21 protein-coding genes and 1 tRNA gene are annotated in these 26,761 nt (G+C 60.3%); 17 read left to right on the top strand and 5 right to left on the bottom strand.

The features are described from left to right. On the bottom strand, positions 1 to 1,914 hold a 1,914-nt coding region (locus tag AXK11_RS07430), incomplete at its 3' end, for an alanine--tRNA ligase-related protein (RefSeq protein ID WP_231865803.1). Between the two features lie 623 nt (positions 1,915 to 2,537). On the opposite strand from AXK11_RS07430, the gene AXK11_RS07425 reads away from it, so the two are divergent. Beyond that, positions 2,538 to 4,214 carry a 30S ribosomal protein S1 gene (locus tag AXK11_RS07425; RefSeq protein WP_231865802.1) on the top strand — a complete coding sequence of 559 codons (1,677 nt, stop codon included), beginning with the start codon at positions 2,538 to 2,540 and terminating at the stop codon, positions 4,212 to 4,214. A 699-nt stretch (positions 4,215 to 4,913) separates the two neighbouring features. Then, entirely contained in the window at positions 4,914 to 5,804 is an 891-nt protein-coding gene (locus AXK11_RS07420) for a DNA/RNA non-specific endonuclease (RefSeq protein ID WP_231865801.1), read from the top strand. Positions 5,805 to 5,916: 112 nt separating this feature from the next. Here the strand turns inward: AXK11_RS07420 and AXK11_RS07415 are convergent. Next, a tRNA-Asn gene (locus AXK11_RS07415) sits at positions 5,917 to 5,991 on the bottom strand. A 313-nt stretch (positions 5,992 to 6,304) separates the two neighbouring features. Here AXK11_RS07415 and AXK11_RS07405 point away from each other — a divergent pair. From AXK11_RS07405 to AXK11_RS10085, 9 genes are all read left to right on the top strand, one after another. After that, positions 6,305 to 6,943: a 50S ribosomal protein L25 gene (locus AXK11_RS07405; RefSeq protein ID WP_068630833.1), complete on the top strand. Its 639-nt coding sequence runs from the start codon at positions 6,305 to 6,307 to the stop codon at positions 6,941 to 6,943. A 120-nt stretch (positions 6,944 to 7,063) separates the two neighbouring features. Continuing rightward, a complete protein-coding gene (pth, locus tag AXK11_RS07400; RefSeq protein ID WP_231865800.1) occupies positions 7,064 to 7,669 on the top strand; it encodes an aminoacyl-tRNA hydrolase in 606 nt (201 codons plus the stop codon). Further along, positions 7,666 to 7,962, top strand: coding sequence for a 30S ribosomal protein S6 (locus AXK11_RS07395; protein ID WP_068630831.1), 297 nt, complete (start codon positions 7,666 to 7,668; stop codon positions 7,960 to 7,962). Before pth ends, AXK11_RS07395 begins: the two co-directional genes overlap by 4 nt. A gap of 168 nt (positions 7,963 to 8,130) precedes the next feature. Beyond that, entirely contained in the window at positions 8,131 to 8,637 is a 507-nt protein-coding gene (locus tag AXK11_RS07390) for a single-stranded DNA-binding protein (RefSeq protein ID WP_068630829.1), read from the top strand. Between the two features lie 32 nt (positions 8,638 to 8,669). Then, the gene (gene rplI / locus AXK11_RS07385) at positions 8,670 to 9,164 is read left to right on the top strand and encodes a 50S ribosomal protein L9 (RefSeq protein WP_068630827.1); all 495 of its coding nucleotides are present in this window, start codon (positions 8,670 to 8,672) and stop codon (positions 9,162 to 9,164) included. A gap of 364 nt (positions 9,165 to 9,528) precedes the next feature. Beyond that, the gene (locus AXK11_RS07380; RefSeq protein WP_068630826.1) at positions 9,529 to 10,038 is read left to right on the top strand and encodes a hypothetical protein; all 510 of its coding nucleotides are present in this window, start codon (positions 9,529 to 9,531) and stop codon (positions 10,036 to 10,038) included. 318 nt (positions 10,039 to 10,356) lie between these two features. Beyond that, complete coding sequence (locus AXK11_RS07375; protein WP_082781016.1) at positions 10,357 to 11,265, top strand: phytanoyl-CoA dioxygenase family protein; 909 nt, start codon at positions 10,357 to 10,359, stop codon at positions 11,263 to 11,265. Positions 11,266 to 11,484: 219 nt separating this feature from the next. Then, positions 11,485 to 11,817 (top strand): glycosyltransferase, encoded by a 333-nt coding sequence (locus AXK11_RS10420; RefSeq protein WP_082781015.1) that lies wholly within the window; start codon positions 11,485 to 11,487, stop codon positions 11,815 to 11,817. Then, entirely contained in the window at positions 11,703 to 12,059 is a 357-nt protein-coding gene (locus AXK11_RS10085; protein WP_068630823.1) for a hypothetical protein, read from the top strand. The genes AXK11_RS10420 and AXK11_RS10085 overlap by 115 nt, the downstream gene beginning before the upstream one ends. Here AXK11_RS10085 and AXK11_RS09850 read toward each other — a convergent pair. The 3 genes from AXK11_RS09850 to AXK11_RS07360 all read right to left on the bottom strand — a co-directional run bounded on the left by AXK11_RS09850 (position 12,035) and on the right by AXK11_RS07360 (position 17,634). Further along, positions 12,035 to 13,834, bottom strand: coding sequence for a hypothetical protein (locus tag AXK11_RS09850; protein ID WP_156469255.1), 1,800 nt, complete (start codon positions 13,832 to 13,834; stop codon positions 12,035 to 12,037). The genes AXK11_RS10085 and AXK11_RS09850 overlap by 25 nt on opposite strands. A 79-nt stretch (positions 13,835 to 13,913) precedes the next feature. Next, entirely contained in the window at positions 13,914 to 15,287 is a 1,374-nt protein-coding gene (locus tag AXK11_RS07365) for an ABC transporter substrate-binding protein (protein WP_082781014.1), read from the bottom strand. A gap of 100 nt (positions 15,288 to 15,387) precedes the next feature. Then, the gene (locus AXK11_RS07360; protein ID WP_082781013.1) at positions 15,388 to 17,634 is read right to left on the bottom strand and encodes a TonB-dependent siderophore receptor; all 2,247 of its coding nucleotides are present in this window, start codon (positions 17,632 to 17,634) and stop codon (positions 15,388 to 15,390) included. Positions 17,635 to 18,243: 609 nt separating this feature from the next. Here AXK11_RS07360 and dnaB point away from each other — a divergent pair. From dnaB to AXK11_RS07330, 6 genes are all read left to right on the top strand, one after another. Next, positions 18,244 to 19,668 carry a replicative DNA helicase gene (gene dnaB, locus AXK11_RS07355; protein ID WP_082781012.1) on the top strand — a complete coding sequence of 475 codons (1,425 nt, stop codon included), beginning with the start codon at positions 18,244 to 18,246 and terminating at the stop codon, positions 19,666 to 19,668. Next, on the top strand, positions 19,649 to 22,012 hold the full coding sequence (bamA, locus tag AXK11_RS07350; RefSeq protein WP_231865799.1) for an outer membrane protein assembly factor BamA: 2,364 nt from the start codon (positions 19,649 to 19,651) through the stop codon (positions 22,010 to 22,012). Before dnaB ends, bamA begins: the two co-directional genes overlap by 20 nt. 39 nt (positions 22,013 to 22,051) lie before the next feature. Further along, positions 22,052 to 22,684 (top strand): OmpH/Skp family outer membrane protein, encoded by a 633-nt coding sequence (locus tag AXK11_RS07345; protein WP_068630817.1) that lies wholly within the window; start codon positions 22,052 to 22,054, stop codon positions 22,682 to 22,684. Between the two features lie 279 nt (positions 22,685 to 22,963). Then, positions 22,964 to 24,004: a UDP-3-O-(3-hydroxymyristoyl)glucosamine N-acyltransferase gene (gene lpxD / locus AXK11_RS07340; protein ID WP_068630815.1), complete on the top strand. Its 1,041-nt coding sequence runs from the start codon at positions 22,964 to 22,966 to the stop codon at positions 24,002 to 24,004. Between the two features lie 66 nt (positions 24,005 to 24,070). After that, complete coding sequence (locus AXK11_RS07335) at positions 24,071 to 25,021, top strand: ribose-phosphate diphosphokinase (RefSeq protein WP_068630813.1); 951 nt, start codon at positions 24,071 to 24,073, stop codon at positions 25,019 to 25,021. Positions 25,022 to 25,168: 147 nt separating this feature from the next. Continuing rightward, positions 25,169 to 26,599 (top strand): Do family serine endopeptidase, encoded by a 1,431-nt coding sequence (locus tag AXK11_RS07330; RefSeq protein ID WP_068630810.1) that lies wholly within the window; start codon positions 25,169 to 25,171, stop codon positions 26,597 to 26,599. The last annotated feature ends 162 nt before the right edge of the window (positions 26,600 to 26,761 follow it).

The raw sequence follows: 26,761 nt of genomic DNA, 5'->3' as shown, positions 1-26,761 counted from the left end.
GGGGGGCGCGGGGGGGGGGGGGGGGGGGGGGGCGATCTCGGCCGCGAGCGCATCGAGTGCGGCGGCGTCTTCGGGCGCGAGGCGGTGCAGGTGCCGGTCGGCGCTGTCTTTTACCGTGTCGATGATGCGCAGCGTGCGACCGGCGATTGTGGCCGTGCCGGTGTCGCCCGCCTGGCCGCCTTGCTCGGCGTAGAAGGGGCTTTGGTCGAAAACGAGGAAGACGGCTGCCGCTGCTTCTGCGCCCTCGCTGCCTGCGCTATTGCTGCTGTCGCTGCGCACGATGTCGGTGAGCGTCGCGGTGGCTTCGAGCTGCGTGTAGCCGAGGAAGCGCGTCGCGGTGAGCGCGGCTGCGTTGCGCTCGTGACCCTCGGTCGCGGCGACGACGACCTCCTTTTTCTGCGCGGCGCGGGCGCGCTCGCGCTGCTGCTCCATGAGCGCCTCGAAGCGGGCCGTATCGACGCGCAGCCCGCGCTCGGTGGCGAGCAGCTCGGTCATATCGAGCGGAAAGCCGTAGGTGTCGTAGAGCTCGAAGGCGGCCTCTCCGGGGATCGTCGCCGCTGCGGTGGGGGCAGCGTGCGAGCCGCCGCCTGTCGCGCCTGCGTTACTGCCGCGCGCCACCTCTTCGCCCGAAGCGGTCGCCGCAGTCGCCGCGCTGGCGGCCTTGTTAAAAATCTGGAGACCGCGCTCCAGCGTGCGGCCAAAGGACTCTTCCTCGCTGCGGATGATGCGCGAGATGATCGCCTGTTGTTCGGCGACTTCCCTGAAGACCGGCCCGAGCGACTCGACGACTGGCGCGACGAGTTTTTCGAAGAAGCCGGTTTTTAGCCCGAGCTTGGTGCCGTAGAGGATGCCGCGGCGCAGGATGCGGCGGATCACGTAGTTGCGCCCTTCGTTGCCGGGCATGATGCCGTCGGCGATTGCGCAAGTCAGGCAGCGCGCGTGGTCGGCGAGCACACGAAAGGCGACGTCGATTTGTTCTTGCTCGCTGAGGTCGGCGCGGCGCGTGGGGACGCTGCCCGTGTAGCGCTTGCCCGAGAGGCGGGCGATCTCCGCAAAGAGCGGCGCGAACAAGTCCGCCGCGTAGTTGGACGGCTCGGCCGAGAAATCGGTGAACCCGCGGGTCGTCGCGTGGAGGCCCGCTACGCGCTCGAAGCCCATGCCGGTATCGACGTGCCTGGCGGCGAGCGGCGCGAAGCTGCCGTCCGCGTTGGCGTTAAACTGGATGAACACGTGGTTCCAGATCTCGATGCAGCGCGGCGAGTCCTGGTTGACGAGTGCGCGGCCCGCCGCCTCGTCGTCGTCGGGCAGCAAGTTGAAATGCAGCTCCGAGCACGGGCCGCAGGGGCCGGTCTCGCCCATCATCCAGAAGTTGTCCTTCTTGTTGCCGCGGACGATGTGGAGCGCGGGGTCGAGCCCCGCTTTCTGGAAAATGCCCGCCCAGATGTCGTAGGCCTCCTGGTCAAACTCGGCCGGATCGCCCTGCGCCTTATCCGGCGCGTAGACGGTGGCGAAAAGCCGCCTGGCCGGGATGCCCCAGACCTCGGTGAGCAGCTCCCAGCCCCAGCGCAGCGAGTCCGCCTTGAAGTAGTCTCCGAAAGACCAGTTCCCGAGCATCTCGAAAAACGTGTGGTGGTACGTGTCGAAGCCCACGTCTTCGAGGTCGTTGTGCTTCCCGCCTGCGCGGATGCACTTCTGCGTGTCGGCGGCTCGCGTGTTCAGCGCGGGGCGCGCTCCCGCCCACTGGCTGACGCGCGGCTCGGCCTCGCCGAGGAAAATCGGGACAAACTGGTTCATGCCCGCATTGGTAAACAGCAGCCCGGGCGAGCTCGGCAGCAGCGGCGCGGAAGGCACGATCGTGTGCCCGCGCTGGGCGAAGAAGTCGAAGAAAGACTGGCGAATCTCGGCAGAGGTCATGGAGGAAAACCGCCGAGGAGAAGCCGCGCCGCGCGCCCCTGCGAGTTCTTTTGTGGGCCGCAGGGAGCGGCTTGATAGGGTGAAGAAAAACGGTCCGTGGCGAGACATCGCCTCGGCGCCCAATGAAAGGGTCGAAGACTCCCGCTACGCGCGGGGCGGTGGCGGGTCGCCACTGCCATTAAGTTTGGGAATCGGCCCCGCCGCTACGCGGCGGAACACGATTCCCAAATTAGCCTTCCTGTCGCTTCGCGACCGGAAGCGAGCGATCAACTGCGAATGGATCGGGAACCCGTTTGGGCGAAAATTCTGATTTACGGGTCAATCTCCACCTCCCTGCCCAACGGTTTCATTCTGTTGGCGCGCGGTAGAAAGCGCGCGGGGCGCGCGAATTGCCCTTGCGTCGGGGCGCGCCGCTCGCCGGACTCCCGCCCCTTGCGACGTGTTCCATCGGTTCAGGTCGGCGCTATCGTCGCAGTGCTCCCGCCGGCCTTTCTCTCGTCAGTCCTAACCATCCAACCCAATTGGCTGTGTGCTTCGCCCCCACCTGGGCGGGCGCGCCGTCACCGCCGCCGAGTCGAGCCCCAGTGGAGCAAGGGGGAGCGCCCCGGAGGTTTCCCACGCATATGAGTTCAGTCATGCAAGAACTGCTGGAGCAGTCCTCCTTTGATAAGCTTAAGGAAGGCTCGATCGTCTCCGGCACGATTACCGAAATCCGCCAAAACGAGGTCGTCGTCGACATCGGCGGAAAATCCGAGGGGCTGATCCCCGCTCACGAATTTATCGACATCGGCGAGTTGCAGATCGGCTCGCAGATCGAGGTCCTGGTCGAGAAGCTTGAGGACAAGGGCGGCAGCCCGGTCGTCTCCTTCGACAAGGCCGAGCAGAAGAAAAACTGGGAGAACATCCTCACCACCTTCCCCGAAGGCTCGGTGGCGACCGGCCGCGTAAAGGCCAAGGTCAAGGGCGGCCTCATCATCTCGGTGGGCGTCGATGCCTTCATGCCCGCCTCGCACATCGATGTGCAGCCGCCGAAGAACCTGGATCAATACGTCGGCCAGACCTACGACTTCAAGGTTCTCAAGATCAACCCGGAGCGGAAGAACATCGTCCTCTCGCGCCGCGAGCTCATCGAAGAGCAACGTGCCGAGAAACGCCGCTCACTGCTGGAGAGCATCGAGCCCGGCCAGGTGCGCAAGGGCATCGTCAAAAACATCACCGACTTCGGCGCCTTCATCGACCTCGACGGCATGGACGGCCTGCTCCACATCACCGACATGAGCTGGGGCCGCATCTCGCACCCCTCCGAAATGCTCAAGCAGGGCGAGGAGATCGAGGTCATGATCATCGAGGTTAACCGAGAGAAAGAGCGCGTATCGCTCGGCCTCAAGCAGACCACACGCAACCCTTGGGACGAGATTGACCGCAAGTACCCGGTCGGCGCCAAGATCGCCGGCAAGGTCGTCAACCTCGTGCCTTACGGCGCCTTCGTCGAGCTGGAGCCCGGCGTCGAGGGCCTCGTCCACATTACCGAAATGTCCTGGACCAGGCGGATCACCAAGCCCTCCGAACTCCTCAAGGTGGGCGACGAAGTCGAGGCCGTCGTGCTCGGCATCCAGAAGGAAGAGCAGAAAATCTCGCTCGGCCTGCGCCAGCTGGAGCCCAACCCGTGGGACATGGTCCGCCACAACTACCCGGTGGGCGCGCGCGTCCGCGGCAAGGTGCGCAACATGACGACCTACGGCGCCTTCATCGAGCTCGAAGAAGGCATCGACGGCATGGTGCACGTCTCCGACATGAGCTGGACGCGCAAGGTCAACCACCCCTCCGAAGTCCTCAAAAAGGGCGACGAGGTCGAGGCCACCGTGCTCGATGTGGACGCGCAGCAGCAGCGCATCAGCCTCGGCATGAAGCAGCTCACCGACGACCCGTGGGCCGACATCGATTCGCACTTCAAGATCGGCGACGTGATCACCGGCACCGTGACCAAGCTGACCTCATTTGGCGCCTTCGTGGACTTGAGGGACGGCATCGACGGCCTCGTGCACATCTCGCAGATCAGCGAAGACCGCGTCGAGAAGGTCAAAGACGTGCTCAGCGCGGGTCAGGAAGTGACCGCCCGCGTTATCAAGATCGACCGCGACGAGCGCCGCCTCGGCCTCTCGATCAAGGCTGCCAACTACTCCAGCGAGGAGCTGGCCGCCGAGACCGCGAGCTTTGAGGCGCTCAACCGCCAGTCGGGCACCGACATGATGAACCTGGGCGACATCCTCGACGCCGCCCACGACCGCAAGGACGACTGACGGCCCGCGTTGCCCTGATCGGTGAAAAACAGACGCACGGCCCGCGAGCCGTGCGGTCTTTAAAAAAACCCGTTCGGAAAATTTTTTCCGAACGGGTTTTTTTTGTGAGCGGCTGAAGAAACCATGTCGGGGCCGCCGCCACCGCACAACGAAACAGTCGCAGACCGCCCTGCGCGTGCGGCGGGGTCGCAGACCCTCTTACTTTGCGAGCCGCTCGTTGGCGGCTCGTCAGGGGCGCCCCTACCATTCAATTTGCGATTTTGCCCGTGCGCGTCGCGCCCGCCCAAAATCGCAAATTTACATGAAAATCTCCCGACCTTTGGTCGGGGAGGAGTTTAGCCCGTAAACCTTTTCGCCGCGCCCAAATGGGTTTCCACTCCATTCGCATTTGATGCCGCATTTCCTGTCGCAACGCGACAGGGAGGCAAATTTGGGAATCGGCTTCGGCACGTAGTGCCGAAGCCGATTCCCAAATTCAATGGAAGTGGCGACCCGCCACCGCCCCACGCGCAGTGGGTATCTTGGATCAGCCCTCTTGACGCGCTGAACAGGACGACCTGTGGTCGCGGGCTCTTTTTCATGACTCGCAAGCGTCGTTCTCTCCCTGCGCGTAACAGCGGGCGTGGCCGCCGAAGCCGCGCGAATGCGCGAAGGCGCGCGCCGTGGCGCAAGGCTCGCGTCTTTCTCGTCCTCAACCTCGTGCTATGGGGTGTAATCGGCGGCTGGTTTGTAGTGCAGCCGGCTGAGCGACAGCGCGAAGTGACGCGCCTGTTGGGCAATGCCGTGCAGGGCCGGAGGGACATCACGGCCTTCGAAGTGGCTTGGGATCTTTGGCAGCTCTACTATGGCCAGGACTATGTGGCAGTCGGCGGCGGGACAGCGACGGAGGGGCGCGACCTCAATTATTTCTATGGCGGTGCGCCAAAATCTCAGGCGGGCAGTCCCGTGCGGAGGTTAAATAACGAAGGCTACGCTGTAGGCTACGGCGAAGCGCGGGGAAATCCGCTCTGGGCCGCTTATCGGGTGAGTGACGACTCGCTGGGCGAGGAAGCGCCCCAGCGGCCGGAGAAGTTCTCGGTGGATGGGCGCACGGTCGCGCGAGTGGCACCCGCAGCCTACACTGGCAGCGGCTACGACCGCGGCCACCTTGCGCCCAACTACGCCATCGGTCTGCACTATAGCCCTCGCGCCCAGGAAGAGACTTTTCTGATGTCCAACATCATCCCGCAGAGGCACGGGCTCAATGCGGGTTTGTGGAAGACGCTGGAGCAGAAAATCGCGCGCAACTATCCGGCGCGCTTTGGCGAAGTGTGGGTGCTGGCCGGCCCGATTTTCGGGCCGAGGCCTGCGCGGCTTAAGCACGCGGTGGACGTGCCCGAAGCGTGCTACATGATCATCGTCGATGAGAGCGCAGGTCGCGTGCGCACGCTCGCCTTCATCTTTCCGCAACAGCCACCGAGCAACTCGCTGGCCGATTACCTCACGACAATCGACGAAATCGAAGCGCGCACCGGGCTCGATTTTTTTAGCGCACTGCCCGACGCGGCCGAGAATGCACTGGAAGCTGCGAAGGCGTCACGAGTGTGGTAGCGGCAGGCCAGTCTTCCCGCCAGGCCGGGCTTTGGGAGGGGCCTGCTCGGGCAGTGGGAGTGCAGGTGAGGCCTCAACAAGGGCCTCGCAAAATGAAAGAGTCGTCAGACTCTGGCTGTCCGGGCTGGGATCGAACCAGCGACCAAGTGATTAACAGTCACCTGCTCTGCCACTGAGCTACCGGACAGTAGAAAAAGAGGCGCAAAAAACGACGGCCCCACGTGCCGTTGTCAATGCCCCTTTTGCCCCAAAAACCGAAGCATTGGGCCGCACACCGCTCCGGAGTTTTTTTTTTGACCTGCGCTTTGCGGAATGTGCGCGATCGAGCGCGCGCGTGCGGCTTGGCGCGAATCGGAATGTTGCGTGCGCACGTTTCCGGTGTGGCGGTCGGAGCGGCGGCGAAGGTTTTGGTTGCATTGGGGCGCGGCGCTCTTCTTCCTGCGCCGCTTCATTCCCTACGCCTGCCTTCAATTCCGGAGCGACAGGGGTAGCTGCGATCCATGAGCCAATACACACTAAACACACAGGCGCGCAGCCAGAAAGGCCGCAGTGCCTCGCGCCGCCTCCGCAAAGCAAACCGCATTCCCGCCATCCTTTACGGGAAGCACACCCAGCCCGAGGGGCTGTCGGTCGAGACGCCGGAGTTCACCCGCTTGCTGAAGGCGGTTGGCGGTCGGGCGGTGCTCGTCGAGCTGAAGATCGAAGGCCGCGCGGAGTCCGCGCTGTCGTTTCTCCAGGAGGTGCAGCGCGACCCGATCACCGACCGCTATCTGCACATCGACTTTCAGGCGGTGCATCCTGACGAGAAGATCGAGCTCGAAGTGCCCGTGCGCACGAAGGGCGAGGCCGTGGGCGTGAAGACGCAGGGTGGCGTCCTCGAAGTGATCGCGCACCAGTTGCGGATCCGCTGCCTGCCGCGCGATTTGCCCGCCGTCGTCGAGGTGGATGTCTCCGCGCTGCAAGTCGGCGAGGTTACCAAGGTCGGCGACCTGGCCGAGATCGCGGGCGTCGAGTTTCTCGACTCCAAGGGCCACCCCGTCCTCTCCTGCGTGGAGCCGGTTGGCGAAGCCGGTGGCTCTGGCAGCGCGGCTGCGGACGCCAAGGCGGATGCCAAAGCCGACGCGAAGGCCAAGAAGTAGGCGTCCCTGGCGCGTGCCGACGTACGTGTCAGGTTTCCTATTTCACGCCTGCCGTACTTTTCACTCCGCGCGGTTGCCGATAGTGGTGCCCGCGCGGGCGAAATCCGTTCTTTGAGACACATGCTGCCGATCACGCTCGTCACCGGGCTGGGAAATCCGGGCCGCGATTATCAGGACACCCGCCACAATCTGGGCTGGGTCTTGATCGACGCATTTGCCCGCGAGAAGGCGCTCGCCTGGGCGTACCAGTCGCGCTTCGAGGCCGAGGTCGCTGTCTGGAAACACCCGGGCAGTGGCCGTACGGTCTACTTTGCCAAGCCGCTCACTTATATGAATGAGAGCGGGCGGGCGGTCGCCGCGCTGACGCGCTACTACAGGCTGGCCGCCGAGCAAGTCGCGCTCGTCTACGACGAGTACACGATCGACCTCGGGCGCGCGAAGCTGAGCGCGAGTGGCAGTGCGGGCGGACACAACGGTGTCGCCAGCGTGTTGCAGCATTTGGGCGCGGGCTTTGTGCGCTACCGGCTCGGCATCGGCCCAAAGACGGCCGCGCAAATGGACATCAAGGATTTCGTTCTCGGCAAGTTTACTGCCGCTCAACAGAGTCTGCTGCTCGACTCTCTCCCTCACTTTCTCAAGGGCTTGGACCTGCTGCTCGATAGCGGTGTCGAAGTCGCAATGAACCAGATTAACCGTAAAGAAACGACCCCCACCAATCACTCATGACACAGACAAAGCGTAACTACTTGGCTACCTTTATTATCGATAACCGCGGCAAGGAAGACTCGCTCGGCCAGATCGTCGACGAGATCAAGGCAGAGATCACCGCAGTCGAGGGCGAAGTCACCGCGGTCGAGGAGCTCGGCAACCGCGATTTTGCCCGCGTGACCGATCGCAAGTTCCCCGGCGCGCCGTATGTGCAGATCGCCTACTCGGCCCCCGCTACGGCACCGGGTGCGCTGCTCGAGCGGCTGCGCCTCAACAGCAACGTGTACCGCACCTTTATCCAGGCAGCCTGAGTGCCGCCTGTCGCCCGGCGCGCGCCTCTCGGCCGCTGCTGCTGCCGGCTTTAGGCGCTCACTGCGGGCAAATTGTCCGCGCCCCGGCTGCGCTGGTTGCGCGGCTGGTATTGCCAAGCCACCGCTCGCCTGTTCGCCTCCAGATCCTCCCTCCCTCTCCCTGCACTCATGGCCAATTTCAACAAAGTCTACCTGATCGGAAACCTCACGCGCGACCCCGAGTTGCGCGTCACTCCCAAGGGCACGGCGATTTGCCAATTCGGCCTCGCGGTCAATCGCCAGTTCAAGGACGAGGCGGGCAACATGCGCGATGAGACGACCTTCGTCGACATCGAGGCCTGGGGACGCCAAGGCGAGACGATTTCCAAGTACTGCCAAAAAGGGCGCCCGCTCTTCGTCGAGGGCCGCCTGAAATTCGACCAGTGGGAGGACAAGGCTTCGGGACAAAAACGCAGCCGTCTGAAAGTGGTACTGGAGGGCTTTCAATTTCTCGGTGGCCGGGGCGAAGGCGGCGAGGGCGGGGCCGGAGGCGGTGGCTCTTCCTTCTCCGGCGGAGGCGACTCCGGCGGCTACCAGCGCAGCGCTCCGCCGCCGCGCAGTGCCCCCGCTCCGCAAAGCAGCCCCGTATCTTTCAGCAACGAGCCCGAAGGCGTCGATGACGACGTCCCATTCTAAACAACCCCGATCACTCCACTCTTTTTTTCATCATGGCATATTCCGAAGTACTCCTGGTAAAGCCCGTCGACGGGCTCGGCGGCGAAGGCGATCAAGTCAAAGTCCGCGCGGGCTACGCGCGTAATTTTCTGTTCCCGCGCAGCGTGGCGGTGCCGATGACCAAGGCGAATCGCAAGCAGGTCGAGGCACTACAAAAACGCCGCGCCGAGCGCGAGGCGCAAGAGCTCGCCGGGGCGCAAGAGCTCGGCAAGCGCATCGCCGCGGTCTCGCTGGCCTTTGCCGTCAAGACCGGCGAGGGCGGCAAGATGTTTGGTGCGATCACCGCGACCGACATCCACAGCAAGCTGGTCGAGGCCGGGATCGAGATCGACAAGAAGCGCATCCACCTCTACACGCCGGCCAAGACGCTCGGTAAGCACAACGTGAAGGTGAAGCTGCACCCCGAGGTGACCGTAGAGCTGGACTTCGACATCGTGTCGGAAAACCCGATCGTCGAAGCCGAGGCTGAGGCCACGACCCGCGAGTAACGCGCTAGCGGCCGCGCGAAAACGTGCGGGCCGCTGCGGCGAGTCGCCGACTTCGCTCATCGGCTGGCGCGTGCACGCGGTCTTGGCCTTTGCCTTTTGCTGGCCGCCAGCTCGGCCGCAGGCATTGCCAACTCTGGCACAGCGACACATACGCTGCGGCCGGTAGTGTGTAATGGGCGCCGCAGTCGCGTTTGCTTGACACAGGCAGCCTGTTTATACGCACCCTGTTTTGGGAAGGGCCGCACCCGGCTTCCGGCGCGACCCTTTTGGTTGGGTGGAGCTCGCAAAACGGGTGCTGGTGCGCGCGCGACAAAATACGGCACATTCAATTGACTCGTGAGGCGCAGGCCGCAGACTGCACGACATGTCCCGGGCTGCTGCAGTCACAGTGGAAGGCGGGAAGGAGCTCCTTGATGCCGAGGCTTATACTGTCTCTGCGCGCGGGAGAGAGAAGGCGCGGGAAAAACAGGCGACCCGCGAGGTAGCCCGGCCCGCATTTGCGGTAGCAGTGGCCCGCTCCGTCGAAGAGCGGCTCGGCGTGCTGGAAGCCACTCACGCGACAAGCGCGGACTTGCGCGAGTTACGCTCCGAAGCCCGACTCATACGCTGGGTTTTGAGTGCGGTAGCAGGGGCACTCATCGGCGTTATCGGAATGGTTTTTTCTATCCAGAGCTCCATGAATGCGCGGGTGGATGCGGCTGTAGTGGAGCTGAGAACGGAGATTCGCGCGACCAATGATCGGCTGGATAAGGTAATTGAGCGGATGGATGCGCGGCTGGAGCGGATGGATGCGCGGATCGATAAGCTGGATGCAAAGCTGGACGCGCGATTCGATGCGTTGATGGCCGAGCTGCGCGCGCAGCGCCGTGATTGAGATGCTGGCCAGCAGCCCCATCCCATGCGCCCGCCGCGCGGTGAACCGCTCCCAAGTGTTCCCCTTTCCAACGGAGAGAGCTAGCCCTTTGGGTGGCTTCGTACTGTTCGTGCTCGGGTGCTGAATTTTTCACACCTGCAAGGGGTTTCCGTCCGGACTGGTGCGGCGAGCCTCGGGCTTCCTCTCTATGAGAGGTGCTAGCTCATTATGTCATAAGTAGAAGTAATATGTGCAGAGCCGGTATGGTTATCATCTGTGCCCCACTAGCTTTTCCGAGGGACCTGTGCTACAGGTGCGGGCGTAACCCCAAAATACCCTATGCTCTTAGAAACACCCGAAAAAGAATCCGCAGTTAAAGGCTATTCGTCCAACGAGCCTTTTGTCCTTTCCGAAGGAAATATCGATGAGGCGAGCCTCGCCCAAGCGGCCGAGGCCTTTCACCGCGATGGTTATTTCATCGCCCGTGGCCTTTTTTCGCCCGAGGAGGTCGAAGACCTTAACGGGCTTTTTATGAAAATGCACGCCGACGGAGGCGTGCCCGGGTTTTACGAGCCGGGCAAACTCCCCGGTGTAGATTCGAGGATCAGTAGCGATAAGATGGATCCGCTCGCCCAGTGGCCGCGAGTGATGCACCCGCACCGCTTTAACGCGAAGGCGCGCGCCTACCTGCTGCACCCCAAAGTACGGGTGTTCCTCGAAAAGTTCATGGGAGGAGAGCCCGTGGCGACCCAGACCATGTATTACTTCAAGCCGCCCGGGGCTCGCGGGCAGGCCATGCATCAGGACAATTTTTACCTCTTGGTGCAGCCCGGCACCTGTATGGCCGCGTGGACAGCCTTGGACGACTGCGATGCGGAAAACGGCGGGCTGATGGTCGTGCCCAATTCTCATAATAATGACTTGGTTTGCCCCGATGTGGCTGACGCAGCACTTAGCTATGCACCTCATCGAGTGCCCATCCCGCAAGGGCAGAAACCCGTCCCAGCCGAAATGAAAGCGGGCGATACGCTTTTCTTTAACGGTAACGTGATTCACGGATCTGGCCCCAATCGCTCGAAAACGCGTTTTCGCCGTTCGTGGATCTGCCACTATGCCAAGGGGGATTTGGCAAAAATATCGAAGTATTATACCCCCGTTGTGTCGATGGATGGTCGTGATCTCATGGTCGAGTTTGAGACTGGAGGCGGCCCCTGCGGCGGCACTTGGGAAGGCGCGGCGGGAGCGTAGACCAGCCGGTGGGGGCGAGCGATTAGCCCGACTGTTTGCTTAAGCAGAGCCAGGGGAAGCCACTCTTCGGAGTGGCTTTTTTGGTTCGCTCGGCAATGGAGACGTAATCCCGCCAAGTAAGGACCTCTTTTCTTATATAAGTAGTTATGACTTTTATACTCCCATTTATGACTGGGTGAGAGCCTGAGCGTGGGTGGGCCGTGGTGAAAGCTCCCGAACGTGAGCTTCCCAAATTTGGCCCTTGTCATTCCCGTCTACAACGAGAGCGCGGTGTTGCCTGAACTACTGAGGCGCTTGACCGCACTTTTCGACGGACAGGTAGCGCAAGCACATTGGACGGCTATATTGGTGGATGATGGGAGCGGTGACGACAGCGTGGCGCAAATTGAGGCGAAGTGTGCGAGTGACCGGCGTTTTCGGCTGATCGGGATGTGTCCATGCACCACTTCCGCCGCTACGACTGCAAGGTACTACTCGCTCTTTTCCCAAAGGAAGACTGGGAGGTTTTGCATATCAATTATACGAACTCGCTCGCGTTTTTGCCTGCCTTGATCGTGCGCAAATGGCGCAGTCGCAAACCCATAAAGCCAGAGGAGGAGCAGCCGCGCAGCGAATACCGCATCCCGTCCCGCTGGCTAAACGGACTGCTCAAATGGATCTTCGTAACAACATCAATGTGGCGTATCCCTATGCCTTTTGGCGTCAGTCTTTTGCTTGTCGTAAGGAGGAAGGAGGAGGCTGAGGCAGCTAACCCCTATTCGAGTGTAGTTCAGGGAGTCAACGTGGGAAGTTGAGGGTTAGCTGCTGGGCTAAGCCGTATGAAGACCCACTCTTCGGCCTCACCTTGTCTAAAATCTATCGAGTAACCTGCTGCTTCGAGTTCGCCTAGGAGTTTTTCTGCATTATCTTCATATCCACGTCGATTTAAGAGAATTCCCGAAAATCCGCAGGACTCGAGTACCTGAGTCATTTTAGCGGCCGGTAGAGCAGCGACGCTATGTTGCCAGTCGGCCTCGGCTCGACCTTTATTACTGCCAAAGGAGTAGCGCAAATGAGTCGAGTGACGGAAAAGTCGAAGATGCTCGTAATCTCCAAATTTATTAACCATCCCACTTTCTGGAAAATCCATAACAGGCATCATGAATAGCATACTTCGGGAGGGAAGGTATTGCTCTAGACATGTGACCAAGTCACGATCTGCCTTGACTCTGGAGTCCATTATTTGAGCCAAGTTTCCTTCCCTTGTAGCGCGATAGACAGGGTAGCACTGTTCGGCTAGTGCCAGGCTGGCGATCCCATAGATGATAGGGATTGTAAATATGGCCCTATGCCGCCGAGTTTTATTTTGAAACCATACAGAGAAATAGAGAAGGGAGATGGTGCTAATGACTGCGGAGTAGCGATTGGTGGAGCGTATGAAATAGGTATTGGTGACCAGGCTAAGCAGAGAGTTTATCCCGCCAAAGCTGGCGTAAGTCAATACCCATAGGATGCCTAGCATTGAGAGTGGGATACTTTTTGCTGATAATTGACGCTGTATGGTTTTGATTAATATAAGAGCGAGACCGAATTCACTAAGTAGGCCGATGTAGACGGTTTCAGACTCACCCAGTATTATTGCGTTGCCACCTTTATAGCGTTGGTATATTTTATTGAAAAGCCCAAAGGCTTGATGAGTTTTAGGGATGATGAGGTCGAGTGGTTTTAGTGAAAATATCTCAGTGTCTCGATAGCTGCGAATGATAGCTTTGGGATTTCGTCCATTCTCAATTTGATAGACAACAAAGCTGCCGAGTAGCGAGGAGGCCACCGCAAGCGTGAGTAACAACGGCAGAGATGATCGTGCGATACTATCCTTTCTTTTAAAGAGCCTATAAAGTACAGAAAGGCCGTACATTTGTAGGAAGCAGATAATCCAATAAACACTTAGAGCTCCGCTGATAAGTCCGACTAATAATGACAGTTTAAAGCGATGTGATTTCCATGTGAGCTTTGGGGCCGTTGCGATATACCAGCAGCAATAAAGCTGAAGTGGCAGAAGACCGAAATAGCCAATCCCGAGGTGCGGGAGACCTCTAACCGTTTGGTGGCTCATCGAATAAACAAGAGCTAATGGCCATGCGATTGAGCCGCGAACTTTCCATAGCCTTGCTGCAAAATAGAATGATATGGATGCAAATATGTGAAGTCCGATGACCATGATATTTGCTGATTGATAGAGCCCAATAATCCGGGCGAGGATACCTCCTGCCCACATGATGGCCCTCTCATTCTGAGGGAAATCATTAAGGTTTCCAGTAAAAGGAGCACCTAGCGATTCTGTTTTAATGTGCCCAAATAACCCTAGGTCTCCTTTTTGAGCAAGTCGTATCATTGCTAGTACGTAGCCCGAATCTTGATCGACAGAGACTGGTATGGATAAGTTCCGACGGTCGTAAATCGTGCACCATAGCGCAATAATAGCAATAAACAGTAGTAGAAGGAGGGTTCCCCGTTTTGCAAATGAATACGTTCTTTTATGATCTTTACTATCTATGAATTTACTAGTTTGGTCTACTTGATGCTTCATTAGGAGGCTTAGTAGACCACTTCGCCTAGTCTTAGTTCCTCTCTTATTTTGTCATGAGCCTAAGTATGTGAATTTGGGCCTATTTTACGTGATTTTCCAAGAATACATTTCGTCTAATCAGATTTTGAAGTTTGTATTGCTCTTTTCGAAGGAGGCGGAGTGCTTCGGCGGCAAGTGGTTCGATTTCGTATATACTGTTCTTCTCGGCAAAGGCACGTAGCTGAATTGCCACTGTGCAAATATGACCAAAGGCGACCTGTGTATACGGAGAGGAGGGCCTTATGGGCACATGGGGTGCTTGCTCAATAAAAAGTGAGCCGACGCGTTGACCGCCGCAAAAGGGGTCAGGTTCATGGTAAAAAGAAGCTTCCCAGTGCGGCTTGAAGGGGGTAATGATGCCTGACTCGCGATACACGTCCTCTGCAACTTGAAGTGAGGTGTAGAGACTTTTGGCCATTTCCCAGCAGGCCTCGATGCGGGCACTGTGTTTATGAATCCCTATCATCGTATCGCCTAGTGTACTGGTACGTCGACCTCCTGCTTCAAAGGCCGGCAGGGGCATGAACTTAATTTTACCTCCGATTTGAGGATTCTCTCTTTTCCACAGAGCCAGCATCCAATCGGGGATTGGGGTTCCAATCACAACACCATCAAGTCTCTGCCTGTGCCCAGCAGAGCCGTGTAGGGGGACGTCGGTCCCGATACGGGCCTCCCCTGTGCTCCACGTGATTATTGTTGCGAGCGTACGCGCATTTCGTTCGTTGGCAAAAGCGGGCTGCTCTTCCTTATCGAATAGGACACCATCGTTTTGCAAAATTAACATACGAATTACGTCTTGGCTCATCTCCGAAACACTGAGTAGATAGCGGTCGGGGCGCCCGTCTCCATCAAGGTCCACCATCAAAGGGCGCATGACGCGGAAATAGTCATCCCATGTTTCGATTTGTTCAATCTCCGACTCACTTATGCCGGCGGCCTCAACGAGGTCCGCTCGATAGGCCAGAAGTACAGGGCCAACAGCACGAGGGAGTCCGAAATGATGCCCGCGAGTAGACTGTTGTAGCAAAGAGGGCGTGTTAAACTGTTCGTATAGCCCTTCGGAGTGAAGTCGATCAGTGATGTCGAGAAAGCCGATTTGGTCGAGAGGGCCGAGGTACGCCTTTGGGTACATTAATTCGTGTACTTCGAGTAGGTCGGCCATGGGTACTCCCGAAAGAAAGCCGGAGAGCATGCGTTGTTCAATTGCACGGTCATGCAACAGTGACATGGTAAAGCGGCTTTCTGGATGCGTTTCATTCCAGCGTGCAATCGGCTCAATGTAAGCATCGCGATGAAGCGTGGCGAATACCCAAAAGGGAATCCCTTTGGGCTCTTTGGCAGGGATCAGTACGACAAGAGTGGCACTTAAAAGTGCGAGAGCAAAGATGATAATTACTCCGGGTGAGAGCCTCATGGGGGGATGGCGTTCTCCTTGTATTTAGCGGAATGATAGACCTGCGGCGCACCAAATGCTGAGTGCGCCGCAAGTCGAGTGGGCCCAACACAAAGCTCGCTCAGAACTCGTAGCGCAGGGTGAGCTTCGGATTAATTGGAGTGCTTACATAAATGTTCCGATTAAAGGAGCCGGGGATATAGTCCTTATCGAGGAGGTTTTTAATTACGAGGTTTGCGCGCCAGTATTTGTTAAAGCGATAGCTCGCACTGGCTTCGACCACAGTATAAGATGGGATCCAGAATGAGGGTTGAATACGGACTGGCGTGTAGCCTGCGGGAGGCTCTGTATACTGCCCTATGGTGTCGCTCGGGCGCTCTCCTGTGTAGCTGGCGCCGATACCAATCGCTAGGCCGCGGAGTGCTCCGGTATCGGAGAAGGTATACTGTCCCCAAATGCTGGCCATCTTTTCGGGGACGTTCGTATAACGCATATTATCTTGGTCGCGGTTTTTATAGTCAGTATAGCTCCCGACCATCGAGAAGTTTTTGGTTGGCGACCAAGATAGCTCAAACTCGAAGCCCTTAGATGTGCGCTGCGTGAGCACCGGAGGTAGTGGAGGGACAGGGCGCGGGGTCACATAGTTGGCGAAGTTTTGCTGATACAGATTACTCTGCATAATATCGAAGTAGGCGAGGGTGGCATAGAGCTTCCCATCGAAAAGTCGTATGCGCACACCGCCTTCGTGCTGGCGGCTGGGCACCGTGTGTGGAGGGATCCCATTAGCCTCGTCAGATCCGCCCAGTAGCTCTTGCTTGGAAAAGCCGTAGTAAGCTGAAACCTCCGGAGTGATTTTATACACCAGCCCTCCTGAAGGAAGTGTCGCTTCTCCCTTATTCTGACTGCGGAGATTTGTCAGGTTATCATGATTACTGCTGTAGTAGCGATTTTGGGAAAGGCTGCCGCTGAGCACTAGCCGGTCCTCAAAAAGACTGAGTACTTCGTAAATATACACTTGGGTACTGCGGCCACGGCTCGACCAGTTGTCGCGCCAATTGGGTTCGAGAGTGTAGGGCGGAGGCGTGAAGTTGTTAGAAAAGTCGTAGAGCGTCGGATCGGCTGTGTAATTTTTGATGCGCTGGTGTTGACTGTTGTAATTAACTGCATAACCACCAACGGATTGGCTTTTCCATGTGCTAGCCGAGTGCTCGTATACGAAGTCGTTCTGGAGGTTTCCGTAATTGAGCTTCGGCCACTCGTTGGCCCCACCGAGGTTGTATCGCGGGCTATTATTAAGGGTTACGCCATCCCAACTCCATTCGCCGGTGATTGGGTCGAGGAGGACTACTTCTCCGGGGGCACCGCTGGCGTCGAAGGCGCGGCTCACCCCGAGGAAGTTAGTGCGTACGCTTTGCTCGACCCAGTTGCCGACCAAGCGTGTAGAGAGTTTATCGGTAATCTGCGAGGTGAAGAAAAAACGTGTGTTCTGACCATTTTGGTGGCGAGTAATGTTGCGCCCTAGCATTTGAAAGTTGCGGGGGAGGCCCTCTTGTAGGCGCACATTGCTACGGCCGACTGCATAGACTGATATCGGATTGCCGTTATTGGCCAAGACGCTCGCGTTGTAAGCTTGGAGCTGAATCGTAAACTCGGTTGTTGGGCTGAGCCGGTAGGTGAGCATCGGCATCATGGTGATGTTTTGATGGAATTCATCTTGGCCATAATCATCCGCATCCGTGACGGCACCGACTACACGGACGGCGAGCTTATCCGGCCGCACTACATAGTTTCCGTCAAACGCGGCACGATTTGCATCCCAGCGACCAATTTGATAGGAAACGTAGCCCTTGTTGGTGAATAGCGGTCGTTTGGTGACGTTGTTGACTACGCCACCAGGGAGCCCCTGTGGAGCAATGATCGCGTTGGGGCCTTTTACGATCTCGATGCGCTCAACAACGATAGGGTCTTGGTTGACCCAGTTAAACTGTGAAAATCCATCTATGGTCGCACCGTAGTTTGTGAAACCGCGGACATTCATCGCATCTAGAGCGTTGGGTTGAGTGCTCGCCCCGATGCCTGCCACGTATTTGACTGCGTCGAGCAAACGGTCCGTACCAATGTCTTGCATGAACTCGTTTGTGACAACGGAGATACTCTGGGTGGAGTCCATTAGATCCATACGGACGCGGGTGCCCGAGGTGGCTTCAGCGGCTTGGTAGCGACCTATATTTGCGTTTTCGGTTACTGCAAAGGGAGAGAGCCGGACGACTTCTTCTTCGGTTTGGGGTTGCTGGCCGAAGGCGGGGAGGCACAGGGCGAGGATCAACGCGGCTGTGCCCGTACGGGTTGCTAATGCATATTTTCTCATAGGGGTAGGGGATTTGGGGGTGAAGCGGTTCGGCGCAGGTATGCGCTGAACTGGCAAGGGGACGGGAAAAACTAAGAGGGGAGCGGGCCGACCTGAGGGGAAGCGGGAAAGGCTTTGGGGAGTGGCCGATCCGCGAGGGGGGAGTGCCCGCAGACGGACAAAAAATACGCAGGACGGCAACAAAATAAAGTCAGGAAGAGCCCCCGCGCGATTCGACGCGTTGATGGCCGAGCTGCGCGCGCAGCGTCGTGATTGAGGTGCCGACGGCCCCGCAGTCCCATGCGCCCGCCGCGCTGTGAGCTGCTCCCAAGTGTCCTCCGCGCCTTCCCGCTCCTACGGCAGTGAGTAAAAAGGAAGAGGGAGAGCCAGCCCCCGCGTAGCGAGGAAGAGCCTTCTGCGCGCTCACGAGTGTGGTCATGGAGCGATCCTCCTTTTTGCGCATACGCGTTTTGCGCGATAGGCACGCCTTTGCTCATCGGCCCGGGCGAGCGAGGCGGTTTTGCCTCTACGTGAAATTTTCTGCGCGGAGGATTGCCGCGTTGCTCTGCTTGGGCTCCAAGTCTTGCCCCTCGCGCTTTTCGCCCTTTTTGCGCGCGGCCTGATTTTTCAATGGTTTCAGACACTCCCATACGTTCCAGCACCAAGCGCAGCCGCAACGCGGCCCGCGGGCGCGACGACCCCGAGTCGGATTTGCCGCCTTTGGGCCGCACGCTGCCGCACAGTCCGGAGGCCGAGCAGTATGTGCTGGCCTGCTGTTTGATCGATGGCTCCGACACGATTGCGCGTTGCCTGGAGTCGAAGCTCACTGCGGCAGCGTTTTACGAGACGCGCAATCGCCTTATTTACAGTAAGTTGTGCGAGATTTATCAGCGCCAGAGCACGGTCGATATTGCGGTGCTCGCCGAGGAGTTGAGGCTTGCGCGCGAGCTCGAAGAGATCGGCGGCCCGGCGTACCTGGCCGAGGTCAGCAACTCGATCCCGACGACGGCGCAGGCGCAGTACTTCATTGATCGGGTGAAGGAGCAGCACCTTTTGCGCGAGTTGATCAAGGCGGCAACGGGTGCCGTGGAGCAGTGCTTCAACTTTGGCGGGGGACTGGAGTCGTTTATCGACAAAATCGAGCAGGAGATCTTTAGCGTGACGCAGGATCGCATCTCCGATGCGGCCAAGCCGATTGGCGGGCCGATGAAGGAGGCGATGCTCGTGCTCCACAAAATGATGGAGAAAAAGGGCGAGCTGACCGGCGTGAGCTCGGGCTTCAAGGATCTGGACGCGCTGATGTACGGGTTTCAGCGGCAGGAGATGATCATCCTCGCGGCGCGCCCTTCGATGGGGAAAACCTCGCTGGCGCTCAATTTTGCCGAGGCGGCGGCGATGCCGAAGCGCGGCGAGCCGACGGCGACGCTCATTTTTTCGCTCGAAATGAGCGCGGCCCAGCTTGCGCTGCGCCTGCTGTGCTCGCGCTCGCGGGTCAACATGAAGCTGCTGCGCGAGGGGCTGATCCCCAAGCACGACGGCGCTCAGCAGAGATTACTCGATGCAGCAGACGAGTTTACGAAGTCGCCGCTGTTCATCGACGACTCCAGCCACCTGTCGATCATGGAGCTGCGGGCGAAGGCGCGGCGGGTGCACGCGCGGACGAAGCTGGGGTTCATCATCGTCGATTATTTGCAGCTGCTGAGCCCGACTGACGCGCAGGTGCCGCGCGAGCAGCAGGTGGCCGAGGCGTCGCGCGGCCTGAAGGCGCTGGCCAAGGAACTTGACGTGCCCGTGCTGGTTCTAAGCCAGCTCAACCGCTCGTCCGAAAAGGAAAACCGCGTGCCCAAGCTGGCCGATTTGCGGGAGTCCGGCTCGATCGAGCAAGACGCCGACGTGGTCCTCATGCTGGCCCGCCCCAAGGACGCCGACGAGAAATTCCAGGTCGCTGCTGACTCGGCCGAGTTAATCGTTGCCAAGCAGAGAAATGGGCCCGTAGGAGAACTGAAACTTACCTTCCTCCGAGACATAACCCGCTTTGAAAACCACACACCGTAACTCCCTGCGCGGAGTAACCCGATTTTTGTTGGCATTTTTGTTGGCTTTTGGGGGTCTCGCAGCCCTGTCAGTCGCCCATGCCCAGCCCTTTTCCCAGGGCGGCGAGCAGCCCGATTTCCGAGTGGGCGAGATTACTGTGCGGTTTTTGGGAATCGCCAACGTGAGCGAGGACGTCGTCCGGGCAAACATGCAGGTGCGCGAGGGCGGCGCCCTCGACGACACGATGATCGACCGCGACATCCGCGCGCTGTACCGGACGGGGCTTTTCGAGTTTATCGAGGTCAAGCGCGAGGCGCTGGCGAACAATACGTTTAACCTCGTGGTGGAGGTGACGCCGAAGTTTCGCGTCATGACGGTGAGCTACCAGGGCAACCGCAAGATCAAGGACACCCGCCTCGACCGCGAGATCAAGACCCGCGCCAACGCTGCGCTCGACGAGCGCCAGATCAAGGAGGACAGCGAGAAGATCCGCGAGTACTACCAGAAGGAAGGCTACAACCAGGTCTCGGTGACCTACGCGATCGAGCGGGATCGGGCGACGGGTTTTGGCTCGGTGACGTTTAACATCCGCGAGGGCAACCGTTCCAAAATCGCCTCAGTCCGCTTCGTGGGCAACGACCACATCAAGTCGCGCAAACTCCGCAAGGAGATGGAGACGCGCAAGTGGTGGTGGCTCTCGTGGTTGACCGGCAAGGGGCGCTTCAAGGACGACGCGTTTGAGGAAGACCTCGACAAGCTGCGCGATCACTATCGCGAGGAAGGCTACCTCGACATCGAGATCCTGCCCGAAAACATCAGCTTCACCTACCCGAAGCCGAACAAGCTGCTGATCACGATCACGGTAAACGAGGGCCGCCAGTACCGCATCGGCGAGGTCGAGGTCTCCAACGCCACGATCTATCCGCCGCACCTGCTCAAGCGGCTGCTGCGCCAGCGCACGGGGATGGTCTACTCGCCCTCCAAGCTCGACAAGGACGTGGAGCGGCTCGAGGACGCTTACGGCACGGCGGGCTACCTCGACACGCGCGTGCGGATGATCCGCAAGCCCAACATCACCACGGGCGACATCGACATCGAGTACGAGATCGAGGAGAGCGAGAAATTCAGCGTCGAGTCGATCGCCATCGAGGGGAACACAAAGACCAAGAGCATCGTGATCCTGCGCGAGCTCGTGCTCGGCCCGGGCGACGTCTACGACACCGTGCGCGAGAAGATCAGCAAGCTGCGCCTCGAAAACACGCGCTTCTTTGAGGACGTGCAGCTCTCCCCGCAGGAGACGAACATCCCCGGGCGGCGCAATATGCGAGTCGCCGTGCGCGAAGCCCGCACGGGTAACCTGACCTTTGGCGCGGGCTTCAGCTCGCTGGATCGGGCGACGGTTTTTGCCGAGGTTTCGCAGGGCAACTTTGACCTGTTTAACTACCGCTCGTTTTTCCAGGGCGATGGGCAAAAGTTTCGCCTGCGCGCACAGCTCGGCTCGCGCTCCAGCGAGGCGCTGCTCTCCTTTGAGGAGCCCTGGCTTTTCGAGCGCCAGTTGGCCGCAGGCTTCACCGTCTACCGCACCTCCTCGGAGTACAACAGCGAGTACTACAACCAGATCTCCGCAGGCGGCGAGGTCTACCTGCGCAAGCGGCTCTTCGAGCTCGTCGACGGGCGGCTCTCCTACACTTACGAAGTGGTCGAGATCAAGGACGTGACGCAGACGGGCCTTGCGCTCGTCAGCCCCGGGCGGACGACGATCTCGCGCGTCGGCCTCCAGATCCTGCGCGACACGCGCGACCGGATCATCGGCACGACCACGGGTAACCGCGTGGAGCTCAACATCGATGTCGGTGGCGGCCCCTTTGGCGGCGACGTCGATTACTACAAACTCGATTTCCGCGGCGCCCAGTACTACCCGGTCTTCGAGTTCCAGAATCAGGTCATGTCCGTCCTCGCGCGAGCGGGCGTGATCGACAACTACGGCGACAGCACCTCGGTGCCCTACTACTACAGCTTCTTCCTCGGCGGGCCCTACACGCTGCGCGGCTTCGAGTACAACGACGTGGCACCGCGCGACCCCAACGGCCTGATCCTCGGCGGCAAGTCCTACGGCATGCTCAGCCTCGAATACTCGATGGATGTGGTGAGCCCGATCCGTATCGCCGCCTTCTACGATGCGGGCTTCGTCAACCGCGGTGCCTACGACTTCAACCCCTCCAACCTGCACGACAACATCGGCATCGGGATCCAGCTCTTCGTCGCCGGGGCGCCCCTGCGGCTGGACTACGCAATCCCGCTGACGAGCAGTCGCGCGGCAGACAAAGGCGGCCAGTTCAACTTTTCCTTTGGCACGCGCTTCTAAAACCGTTCCGCTCCCAACCCTTTATCGTTCCTCGATCCTATGAAAAAATCTGCCCAACTGCTTGTTGCCCTCGTTGCCCTCTTTGTTTCGAGCGCGGCGCTCCACGCCCAATCCCTTCCTGCGACCAAGGTTGCCGTCGTCGACATGATGAAGCTCCTCGACGAGCACTATAAGACCGAGGAGCAAAAGGAGAAGCTCCAGGCCGATGCCGAGAAGGCGAATGAAGAGGCCGACAAACTCCTCGCCGACCGCAACACGCTCGTCGAGCAGTACAAGGAGGCGCTGGAGCAGAGCAACAACCCCGCGACCCGCGCCGAGGCCAAGGACAAGGCCCGCGAGGACGCCGAGGCCAAGCTCCAGGAAATCCAGCGCAAGAACAACGAGCTCCAGAGCTTCGAGGCCAATACCCGCAACCTGCTCCAGCAGCGCTTTCAGAACTTCAAGACGATCATGCTCGAAGAGATCAGCAAGATCGCGACCGACATCGCCAAGCGCAAGGGCGCGACACTGCTGCTCGACAAATCCGGCCCCAACCTGCTCGGCATCGCGACTGTGATTTACCACGACGACGCGCTGGACATCACCGCCGAAGTCGAGGCCGAGATCAACCGCGGCCGGCCGGCCGGCTCTGCTGCGGGGACGCCCTCGGTCTCCGTGCCGCTCGGCCGCTAAGAGCCGCCGCCCATTCGCATTTTCCTCAAGGGGAAATCCGTCCACCCCGCCGAAGCTCAAACTCTCGGCGGGGTTTTTTGTACGCACAGTGTGCCCGATGATCCGATCTTCATACCCTGAGCGCGGCGGTGCTGGCGGGCTGGCCGGGCCTTGGTCCGGGCGAGTTTGCCGCGCCATCGAGCTCGCGCATGGCGCGGTGGGCTTCGGCGGAAATGGGCGCCGTGTGACCTTCTGCTGCATTGCAGCGCGCCGCTAAACTGTCAGACCGTCCTCCTTCCCATGCAGTTTTCTTTCAGCCCCGAAGAGTTGCGCACGATCACCGATGCTACGGGTTCGCTTGGGGAGACGCGGGCTACGCTTCGGGCAATCGCCTCGCTCGAAGCCGCCGGGCCCGGCGACCTGAGCTTCCTCGGCAACGCGAAGTACCGCGCCGCAGTGCCCCAGTCTCGCGCCTCCGTCCTGCTCCTGCCCGAAGATTACGACGGCGAGCCGCAGCCCGATCAGCTTTTCTTGTTTGTTAAAAATCCCTCGGCTGCGCTCGCCGCGATTTGCGCGCGTTTGGAGCAGCAGCTTTGGCCCAAGCCGCAGCCCGGCGTGCATCCGACTGCGGTTGTCGAAGAGGGCGCGCTGGTCGACCCGACGGCGACGATCGGCCCGCTCTGTGTGGTGGCGGCGGGCGCGCAGATCGGCGCACGGGCTCACCTGCAAGCCCAGGTCTGGATCGGCGCCGGTGCGCAGATCGGCGAGGATTGCTGGCTCATGCCGCACAGCGTGTTGAGCGCCCGGTGCGTGCTGAAAAACCGTGTGCGGCTGCACCCGGGCGTCGTCATCGGCGCAGACGGGTTTGGCTACGACTTCGTCGAGGGCCGCCACGAAAAAATCCCGCAGGTCGGCACGGTCGTCGTCGAAGACGATGTCGAGATCGGGGCGAATACCACGATTGATCGCGCGCGCTTCAGCGAGACGCGGATCGGTGCGGGTACGAAGATCGATAACCTCGTGCAGATCGGCCACAACGTGATCGTGGGCAAGCACTGCATCCTGTGCTCGCAGGTCGGCATCGCGGGCAGCGTGACGCTTGAGGACTACGTCGTCCTCGCAGGCCAGGTCGGCGTCTCCGGTCACTTGCGCATCGGGCAGGCCGCCAAGGCAGGCGGGCAGGCCGGCATTATCGCCGATGTGGAGCCGGGCGTCTTTATCAGCGGCTATCCGGCGATGCCGCACCGGCTCGCGAGCCGCTTGCAGGTGCTTCAGCGCCGCCTGCCCGATCTCTTCAAGCGCGTCGACCAACTGGAGCGCGAGCTCGCCGCCCGCCCTTGACACAGCCGCCGCCCTCCGCCTGCCGCGCACCCGCAGTTTCCTGCTCCCTTTTTCCCAACACCAATTATGAGCGAGTCCCGACTCAAAATCCTATCCGGAAACTCCAACCGCGCCTTGGCCGAGGCGATTTGCCGCTCCATCGGCGAGCCGCTCGGCGAAGCCACGGTGACGAGCTTTCCCGATGGGGAATCTTTCGTGAAGATTAACGAAAACATCCGCGGCAACGATGTTTTCATCGTGCAGGCGACCTGCCCGCCGACGAACCACCACCTGATGGAGCTGCTCATCATGATCGACGCGGCCCGCCGCGCCTCGGCCAAGCGGATCACTGCGGTGCTGCCCTTCTACGGCTACGCGCGCCAGGATCGCAAAGACCAGCCGCGCGTGCCCATCACCGCCAAGCTGGTGGCCAACCTGCTCGTCGCCGCGGGCGCGCAGCGCATCCTGACGATGGATCTGCACAGCCAGCAGATTCAGGGATTTTTCGACATCCCGGTGGATCATCTCTACGCCTCGCCGGTGTTTTTCGAGCACCTCGCCAAGCAGCCGCGCGAGCGCCCGCTGGTTGTTTGCTCGCCCGATATCGGCGGCATGAAGATGGCCGCTGCCTACGCCGATACGATGGGCGCGACGCTCGGTATGGTCGCCAAAAAACGCAAGAGCGCCAGTGCGGTCGAGGCGCTCAGCCTCGTCGGCGAAGTCGAGGGCTGCGATGTACTGCTCGTTGACGATATGACGGAAACCGCGGGCACGCTCACTGCGGCGGCCAAGATGCTTCGCGAGCACGGGGCCGTCAGCGTGCGCGCGGCAGTCAGCCACTGCATCCTCAATGACATCGCCGTCGAGCGGCTGAAGGCCGGCCTGATCGACGAACTGATCACCACCGACTCGACGCCAGTGCAGACGCACGGGCTGCCGATCCGGGTGCTGAGCATCGCCAGCCTCCTCGGCGAGGCGATCCTGCGGATCACCAACAACAAGAGCGTGACGGGGCTCTTCAAGATCAAGGGCTTCTAGTGCCCCACGCGCAGTGGGTGCGCGCCCCGACGAGGTGGGGCGCACGCCACAGCGCTTCGCCACTACTGCGCACGAAATTTCAGGGAGGCTCTTGTCACGCGGGCATTGTCGCCGGGCGGGAGCGCTCCCTTACTCCAGTGATTTGGGATGAGAGTTAAATTTGTCTCCTTACTTTTCCTGGCCGCCATCGTTGGCTGGGCCGTCGCGCTGCTGCTCTCCGGCAAGGGCCGAAGCGTGCACCTGCCGCTGGCTACGGCGGCGCACAGCACGACGCTGCAAGTCGACTCGACGCCGCTCACTCACGAGGCCGCCGAGGTGCGCGTCAGCTACGCCGATATGGTCGAGACCGTGCAGCCCGCAGTCGTCTCGGTTTACTCGACGAAAATCGTCACCACCCGAATGAGTGCCGACCCGTGGTCGCGCTTTTTTGGCGGCGACATCCACCCGCGCGAGCAACGCGAGGAGGGCCTTGGCTCCGGCGTTATCGTCAGCAGCGATGGCTACATCATCACCAATAACCACGTCGTCGAAGGCGCGGACGAGCTCAGCGTCCTCATGCCCGATGACCGCGAATACCGCGCGACCCTCATCGGCGCCGACCCGAAGACCGATGTGGCGGTGATCAAGATCGAGGCCGCCGATCTGCCGACCGTCACGCTCGCCGACAGCGACAAGCTGCGGGTGGGCGACGTCGTCTTCGCCTTCGGAAATCCGCTCGGCGTGGGGCAGACAGTGACGATGGGCATCGTCTCCGCCAAGGGGCGCAACTCGCTCGGGCTGCTGGAAACAGTAGCCGGTTACGAGGACTTCATCCAGACCGATGCCGCGATCAACATGGGCAACTCCGGCGGCGCGCTCGTCGATGCGAAAGGCCGCCTCGTAGGGATCAACAGCGCGATTGTCTCCACGACCAAGGGCAACATCGGGATCGGTTTTGCCATCCCGATAAACCTCGCCGCCTCGATCATGCACAGCCTTGTGGAGACCGGTACCGTGGCCCGTGGCTACCTCGGCGCCGCGGCGGAGACGGTTTCCGCGGAAGTCCTGACGCGGCTGGGCATGCCCGAAGGCGCGCGCGGCGTCGTCCTCACGCAGGTGACGCCCGAAGGCCCGGCCGAGGAGGCGGGGCTGCGACCCACCGATGTGGTTTACTCGATCAATGGCCGCAGCATTTCCACCCTCGAAGACCTGCGCTTGCAGATCGCCCAGTCTGCCCCCGGCTCTGCGGTCGAGATCGCCTTCTTGCGCGAGGGCCAGCAAATGACGGCAACCGTGACCCTGGGCCAGGTCGTGGATCGGCCCAACGAGCTGCTGGAAGGTGTGGACGTCGAGCCGCTCAGCACCGAAGTGCGCCGCCGCCTCGGGATCGACCCGCGCGTGGCCGGACTGGTGATTACGGGCGTAGCCGAGGACTCGCCCTACGCGGGCTACCTGATCCCCGAAGTCGTGATCGTGGAGATCAACCGCAGCCCGGTGGCCACAGTCGCCGCGGCAAAAGGCCTCCTGCGCGAAGGCCGCAACCTGCTCCTCATCAACTACCGCGGCCAGTATCACTACCTGAGCCTGACGGTCGATTAACCAGCTACTGCGCGTGGCCCTGCGCGGGCAGCGGGGTCGAAGACCCACTTATTTTGCGAGCCGCTCGCTGGCGGCTCGTCAGGCATCCAGCCCGAGGCACGAATGGAGTGGAAACCCGTTTGGGCGAATTTCGCTTGGTTAACGGGTAAATCTCCTTTTCGC

It is taken from the genome of Cephaloticoccus primus, assembly GCF_001580015.1.
Lineage (GTDB): Bacteria > Verrucomicrobiota > Verrucomicrobiia > Opitutales > Opitutaceae > Cephaloticoccus > Cephaloticoccus primus.
This window is presented reverse-complemented; position numbering and strand designations above follow the sequence as displayed.

Coding starts and splice junctions, on each gene's coding strand:
- AXK11_RS07425 (WP_231865802.1), top strand. CDS start 2,538: ATGAGTTCAGTCATGCAAGAACTGCTGGAGCAGTCCTCCTTTGATAAG.
- AXK11_RS07405 (WP_068630833.1), top strand. CDS start 6,305: ATGAGCCAATACACACTAAACACACAGGCGCGCAGCCAGAAAGGCCGC.
- pth (WP_231865800.1), top strand. CDS start 7,064: ATGCTGCCGATCACGCTCGTCACCGGGCTGGGAAATCCGGGCCGCGAT.
- AXK11_RS07395 (WP_068630831.1), top strand. CDS start 7,666: ATGACACAGACAAAGCGTAACTACTTGGCTACCTTTATTATCGATAAC.
- AXK11_RS07390 (WP_068630829.1), top strand. CDS start 8,131: ATGGCCAATTTCAACAAAGTCTACCTGATCGGAAACCTCACGCGCGAC.
- rplI (WP_068630827.1), top strand. CDS start 8,670: ATGGCATATTCCGAAGTACTCCTGGTAAAGCCCGTCGACGGGCTCGGC.
- AXK11_RS07380 (WP_068630826.1), top strand. CDS start 9,529: ATGTCCCGGGCTGCTGCAGTCACAGTGGAAGGCGGGAAGGAGCTCCTT.
- AXK11_RS07375 (WP_082781016.1), top strand. CDS start 10,357: ATGCTCTTAGAAACACCCGAAAAAGAATCCGCAGTTAAAGGCTATTCG.
- AXK11_RS10085 (WP_068630823.1), top strand. CDS start 11,703: ATGCACCACTTCCGCCGCTACGACTGCAAGGTACTACTCGCTCTTTTC.
- AXK11_RS09850 (WP_156469255.1), bottom strand. CDS start 13,834: ATGAAGCATCAAGTAGACCAAACTAGTAAATTCATAGATAGTAAAGAT.
- AXK11_RS07365 (WP_082781014.1), bottom strand. CDS start 15,287: ATGAGGCTCTCACCCGGAGTAATTATCATCTTTGCTCTCGCACTTTTA.
- AXK11_RS07360 (WP_082781013.1), bottom strand. CDS start 17,634: ATGAGAAAATATGCATTAGCAACCCGTACGGGCACAGCCGCGTTGATC.
- dnaB (WP_082781012.1), top strand. CDS start 18,244: ATGGTTTCAGACACTCCCATACGTTCCAGCACCAAGCGCAGCCGCAAC.
- AXK11_RS07345 (WP_068630817.1), top strand. CDS start 22,052: ATGAAAAAATCTGCCCAACTGCTTGTTGCCCTCGTTGCCCTCTTTGTT.
- lpxD (WP_068630815.1), top strand. CDS start 22,964: ATGCAGTTTTCTTTCAGCCCCGAAGAGTTGCGCACGATCACCGATGCT.
- AXK11_RS07335 (WP_068630813.1), top strand. CDS start 24,071: ATGAGCGAGTCCCGACTCAAAATCCTATCCGGAAACTCCAACCGCGCC.
- AXK11_RS07330 (WP_068630810.1), top strand. CDS start 25,169: ATGAGAGTTAAATTTGTCTCCTTACTTTTCCTGGCCGCCATCGTTGGC.